The following is a 5,913-nucleotide window of genomic DNA, read 5'->3' as shown; positions in this document are numbered from 1 at the left end:
CCCGGCCGCTCCTCGCGCCGTGGCCGCCGTTCCGGTCGCCGGCCGGCCCGGCCCGGCAGCGAAGGGAGCGCCGCGCCACAGCCAAACCAACGGTCCCGGCCCAAGCGCCCGGACGCCCGCCAAGGCGGCAAACCTTCCCGTGAACCGGAGAGCGGATCGTGAATCGTTTTTTTATCACCACGCCCATTTACTACGTCAACGCCAAGCCCCACCTGGGCCATGCCTACACCACCATCGTGGCCGACGCCCTGGCCCGGTTCCATGCCCTGTGCGGTGAGGACGTCTTTTTTTTGACCGGCACCGACGAACACGGTGACAAGATCGCCGAAGCGGCGGCCAAGGCCGGGCAGACACCCAAAGAATACGCCGACGGCATAAGCAGCCTGTTTTCCGAGCTGTGGCCCGCTCTTGGCCTTGCGCCGACGCGGTTTATCCGCACCACCGACGCCGACCATATTGCGGCGGTCAAACGCGCCCTGCAACTGGTATACGACAAGGGCGATATCTATTTTGGCGAGTACGGCGGCCACTACTGCAAGGGTTGCGAGCGTTTTCTGACCGAAAAGGAACTTGTGGACGGCCTGTGCCCGGACCACAAGGTCAAGCCGGACTACATTGCCGAGAAGAACTACTTCTTTCGCATGTCCAAATACCAGGGCCAGCTTTTAGAACATATAAAGGCCAACCCGGGTTTCATCCGTCCCCGCCAGTACCGTAGCGAGGTGGTCAGCCTGCTCGAATCCGGGGCGCTGGACGATCTGTGCATCTCCCGGCCGAAATCGCGGCTGACTTGGGGCGTGGAACTGCCCTTTGACCCCAATTTCGTCACCTATGTCTGGTTTGATGCCCTGATAAACTACCTGACCGCCGTGGGCTGGCCCGATGCCCCGGATTTCCCGGCCTGGTGGGATGCGGCCGAGCATCTGGTGGCCAAGGATATCTTAAAGCCCCACGCCGTCTTTTGGCCCACCATGCTGCTGGCTCTCGGGTTGCCGTTGTATAGGCGCTTAAATGTCCACGGCTATTGGCTGGTGCGCGACACCAAGATGTCCAAATCCCTGGGCAACGTGGTCGAGCCAAAGGAACTGGCGGCTCGGGCCGGGCTGTCCGGCCTGCGCTATTTTTTCCTGCGCGAGATGGTCTTTGGGGCCGATGCCAACTTCACCGACGAGGCCTTTGTGGGCCGTTTCAACGCCGATCTGGCCAACGATCTCGGCAATCTGGCCAACCGCACCCTGGCCATGGCCGCCAAGTATTTCGGCAGCGTGGTGCCGGCGGATGTGGCCGAGGATTGTGCCGACGAGGAGCTCAAACAGTTGGCCGAGGCGGCCGTGGCCAATTTCATGACCCTTTTTGCGGCGGCCCAGTTTTCCCGGGCCTTGGACGCCCTGTGGGAGCTCGTGCGCGGGCTCAATAAATACGTCGATGCCATGGCCCCCTGGACGCTTTATAAAGAAGGCCGCACCGACCGGCTGGCCACGGTCATGGCTGGCGCGCTGGGCGGTCTGCGCAAGGTCGCCGCCTGTCTGCTCCCGGTCATGCCCGAGGCTGCGGCCACGCTTTTGGTCCAGCTCGGCCAGGATGCCGCCGGCATCAACCTCGTTGACGAAGCCAAAGGCTTTGCCGCGCTGCCGGCCGGGACCGCCCTGGCTGCGACGTCCAACCTTTTCCCGCGCCTGGACGTGCCGGCCAGGGACGAGGTGGCACCCGCACCCAAGACCAAAGCGCCCAAAGACTCCGCCAAGGCCAAGGACAAGGCCCCGGCCGTCAAACCCGGCCCGGCTCTGGAAGTGGACTACGAGGATTTCGCCAAACTCGATCTGCGCCTGGGCACCGTCGTGTCTGTTGCCCCGGTGGCCGGGGCGGATCGCCTCTATACCGTTGCCGTGGACATCGGCGAAGACGCGCCCCGCCAGGTGGTGGCCGGTTTGGCCGAACACTTCACGCCCGAGGAACTGACCGGCCGGCAAGTGACGCTGGTGGCTAATTTGAAGCCCCGCAAGCTGCGCGGCGTTCTCTCCCACGGCATGATCCTGGCCGTGCGCCACGCTTCGGGCATGGCCCTGGTCACAGCCTCGGCATCGGTTGCTCCGGGAGATCGCATCTCCTAGGAACGATTCCTTTTTTTGTAAAAAATGCGACAGCCTTCAAGGCGTTGACTTGCCGCTCCCGTGTGTTACGAATCCGTGAACCTGTTTCGGTTCTTGCGTGTCGGCCGGTCGGACCACGTGGGGTGGGTCTGATCGGCCGCCACCTCTTGGTATCCCCACATTTGTTTGCCGGGGGGCATATGCGCGTATCCCTGCAGTTGCGGCTGACCCTGACCACCATCCTCGGCTTTGCCCTTGTCGTTTTGGCCGCCAATGTCGCGGCCAGTTGGCGGCTTTCCAGCCTCACCGACACGGCCAAGGCCTCCCTGACCCGAATCGAACGCGATCTCGGCAATGCCGACTCCAACGCTGCCCGGGCTGATCTGGCCGCGCTGTCCACGCTGCTTGGGGCCATGCCCGGCGAGGCTTTGACCGCTTCCAGCGTCACCGGTCTGGTCTGCGTTGCCGGTATTGTGGCCCTGTTTCTGGCTTTGCTCGGTCGCCACCTCATGGGGCCTTTGGAGCTGTTGGCAGCCTATGCCAACCGGGTGGGCGCAGGGGACGTTGCGCCGCTGCCGGCCGATCCCCGTTTCATCGGCCGCCTGGGCGTCCTGAAGGACAGCCTCGAAGCCCTGGTAGCCACCATGGAAAGCCAGCTCGCCCTGGCCAAAATCCGTGCCGTCGAAATCGAAACCCATGCCGAGGCCGCAGAAAAAGCCTCCCGCGAAGCCCGGCGGGCTGTTAAAAAAGACGAAGTGCGCCGTCTGGGCATGCTCGGGGCCGGCGAAACCCTGGAGAACGTGGCGGATTCCATCAAGGCGGCCACCAGCTCCCTGCGCCAGGAAGCCCAGGACGTCACCAGCGGTGCCCGGGAACAGACGGCCTGCATCGACGACACCGCTGCCTCCGTGTCCGTTCTGGTCGGGGCCACCGTGGCCGTGGCCAAGAGTGCTGATCAGGCCGCAGCCGCCGCTGAAGAGGCCCGCCGCCGGGCGGCCGACGGGGCCACGGTGGTGGATGCGTCCGTGGCGGCCATCGGCAAGGTCAGCACCCTGGCCGCATCGCTGAAGGCCAACATGGCCGACCTCGGCCGGCAGGCCGAATCCATCGGCCAGGTCATGACCGTTATTTCCGACATTGCCGATCAGACCAACCTCTTGGCCCTCAATGCCGCCATCGAAGCGGCCCGGGCCGGGGATGCCGGACGGGGCTTTGCCGTGGTGGCCGATGAGGTGCGCAAACTGGCTGAAAAGACCATGACCGCCACGGCCGAAGTGGGCAAAGTCATCCAGGCTATCCAGAGCGGCACCTTTGAAAACATCCGCCACATGGACCAGGCGGTTGGCGCTGTGGACGACGCCACCGCTCTGGCCGGCCAGTCCCGGGCCGCCCTGGGGCAGATTGTCGCGCTCTCGGGCGATGCCTCGACTCAGGTCGTCTCCATTGCCAAGGCTTCCGACGATCAGGTCGCCGCCAGCGAACGCATCCAGACCGCCATCGAACGCATCCGCGATCTGTCCGGGCGCACCACCGACGGCATGGTCCGCTCTGGCACCACCATTGAAGCCCTGGGTGGCGAAATCGAAGAGCTCATTAAATTAAACGGGGTGTTTAAGCTTATCGGGCAGGGGGCGGCCCAGGAGGCTGTGGAAGCCCTGGCCGCCAGCCCGCAAATGACCGGCTTACAGCGCAGCGGCATGGAGCAGCTCATGCGCAAGGCTCTGGCGGAGAACGTCTTTTTGGAACTGCTCTACGCCACCGATGGGAGCGGCACCCAGATTACCGAAAATATTGCCCCGGCCGGTTTCCGCGCCGCAAAGGCCGGCTCCATGCTCGGCAAGCGCTGGAACACCCGCCCCTGGTTCACCGGCGTCGCGCAAAACCAGGAGACGTTTATTTCGCCCATCTATATGTCTGAAGCCTCGGGGGAATACTGCCTCACCATCGCCACGCCCATCCTCGTGGCCGACCGCATCGTCGGCGTCCTGGGAGCGGATATCAAAGTCTTTAATTAGGCTGCGCCCGTTCCGTAGATGGTTCGCTGCTTCCTGGGGATGCCCAGCGGAGCGCTAAAATCTTCCATGCGGCTGTGCCCAGTGGACGGGGAGTCGGCGCGAAGCGGCAGCAGGCCGCGTCTGTGACGCAAGGTGGTCAGGCGCGCCGGCAGGCCAAGCAAAAGCGCCCGGGGCGCTGTCGCCCGCCGCTGCACGCAAATTGTCCCACTATATCACCGGTCGCGACTATATTTGTCGAATTTCTCGAATTCGGCAAAGGCGCTGCGCTTGGCTTTGTTCTTGGCCTTGATGTCGTCGAGGATGGAGAGGCTCAGATCAGAGGCGTCCACGGATTTGACTTTGCCGCGCGGCATCGTGCCGGCGTCCAGGAATTGGCCGCCGATAGCGGCCAGTTCGTTGGCAGTGACCCGGCCGCCGGGTTGGTGGGCCGGTGTTGCTGTCTGTTCCGGTACTGCTGCCGACGGTGCAGTCAGTGAAGACGCCGGTGCTGGTGACGCCGAAGCCAGTGACCATGCAGATTCCGAAGCTGGTGACGAGGGCGGTGACGCTGACGCTGCTGCTGCCGAAGTCAGTGACGCCGCCGGGGCTGCTGACGGCGGCGGGGTGTATGCGGCGGCGTTGTCGGCAGGCGCAGGCGCGCTGGTGCCAGGCCGGGCCGGCTGGCCCGCCGCGCCCAGGGGGGCGCTCTGGCAGACGGCCTGGCGCAGTTGGCGCAGCTCGGCCAAAATCTCGTTTTGGACTTCGAGTATTTTGAGCAAGATGGTTTCCATGGGCCGGCTCTAGCACGGGTGTCCGGGGCTGGTAAAGGGCGCTCGGGCCGCGTTCACGAAACAAACGATACGTTTGTTTTGTAAATAAAAACAATGTGTACAGTCTGTTATCACGCCGAAAAGCGTGGAGGCATGTCCAGGACGCGACACTAGGGATGCCCCAGGCTGGCCAGATTGGGGCCAAGCGAGGCCAGTGTTGCCCCGGCCAGCAGCCGCGCGCCGTAAGGAGTGAGGTGGACGCCGTCCTTGGTGCGGGTGGCGCGGGGACCGTCGGGCGTGGCCTGGGCCGGGGCGTAGCGGCCGGCGGCGTCGGCCAGGGTGCGGGAGACGTCGATGAAGCGGCAGCCGGGGATGGGAGCGAGTTCCCGGGCGATGACGCCGTTTATGGCGGCCACGTCGGCGTTGAGCTTGGGGTCGCCCATGACCGGCGCGCCAAGCCAATAGACGCGGGCGGCCGGATTGGCCGAGCGGGCCAGTTCCACCAGCCGGCGGATGCGACGGCCGTATTCGGCATCCCAGGCCGGCCGGCCGAAAGCAACTTTGGACCCGTCAGGCCGGGTCATGGTCTGGTTGTCGTTGGTGGCGATCATAATAATGACGGTGTCGGGATGGTTGGCCGCGACCAGGGCAGCCATTTCACGGTCCCAGTTGAAAAAGTCGGGTCGGGCCAGGCCGCTTGAGACCTTGCCGCGCGAGGCAAACACGGTTTGGGGCCGATGGGCCAGCAGCGGGCGCAGGGCATCGGCCAAAAACAGCGACAGGGAATCGCCGGCGACCAAGATGTTTTTGCCGGGCGCGGCCGCGAAAGCGGCAGCCGGGCCGGCAGGGGCGGTTCGGGCGGCCTGGAGCGCTGGGGTGGCCTGGAGTGTTTGGGTAGCCGGGGAGGCTGCGGTAGCCGGGGAGGCTGCGGCAGCCGGGGCAGGCCGGGCGGCCTGGAGTGCTGGAGCGGCCGGGGCGGCTGCGGCGGCCGCAGGAGCCTGGACTGCCTGGGTGGTTGGCGCAGACTGGCTGGCAGGCGCGGCCGCAGTGGCCTGGACT

The 5,913-nt window shown here is 65.1% G+C and carries 5 protein-coding genes; 2 read left to right on the top strand and 3 right to left on the bottom strand.

The window, feature by feature from the left end:
• Positions 1-158: 158 nt before the first annotated feature.
• On the top strand, positions 159-2,111 hold the full coding sequence (metG, locus tag GTA51_RS19820) for a methionine--tRNA ligase (RefSeq protein ID WP_160964222.1): 1,953 nt from the start codon (positions 159-161) through the stop codon (positions 2,109-2,111).
• 179 nt (positions 2,112-2,290) lie between these two features.
• Positions 2,291-4,105, top strand: coding sequence for a methyl-accepting chemotaxis protein (locus GTA51_RS19815; RefSeq protein ID WP_160964220.1), 1,815 nt, complete (start codon positions 2,291-2,293; stop codon positions 4,103-4,105).
• On the opposite strand, the gene GTA51_RS19810 is transcribed toward GTA51_RS19815, so the two are convergent.
• The 3 genes from GTA51_RS19810 to GTA51_RS19800 form a co-directional block, all read right to left on the bottom strand.
• A complete protein-coding gene (locus tag GTA51_RS19810) occupies positions 4,102-4,299 on the bottom strand; it encodes a hypothetical protein (RefSeq protein ID WP_160964218.1) in 198 nt (65 codons plus the stop codon). The two genes, GTA51_RS19815 and GTA51_RS19810, sit on opposite strands and share 4 nt — an antisense overlap.
• A gap of 18 nt (positions 4,300-4,317) precedes the next feature.
• On the bottom strand, positions 4,318-4,875 hold the full coding sequence (locus GTA51_RS19805; protein ID WP_160964216.1) for a hypothetical protein: 558 nt from the start codon (positions 4,873-4,875) through the stop codon (positions 4,318-4,320).
• Positions 4,876-5,024: 149 nt separating this feature from the next.
• The coding region (locus GTA51_RS19800; protein ID WP_160964214.1) for an SGNH/GDSL hydrolase family protein at positions 5,025-5,913 on the bottom strand (889 nt) is incomplete at its 5' end.

The sequence above is a fragment of the Solidesulfovibrio aerotolerans genome (assembly GCF_009856865.1).
Classification (GTDB): domain Bacteria; phylum Desulfobacterota; class Desulfovibrionia; order Desulfovibrionales; family Desulfovibrionaceae; genus Solidesulfovibrio; species Solidesulfovibrio aerotolerans.
This window is presented reverse-complemented; position numbering and strand designations above follow the sequence as displayed.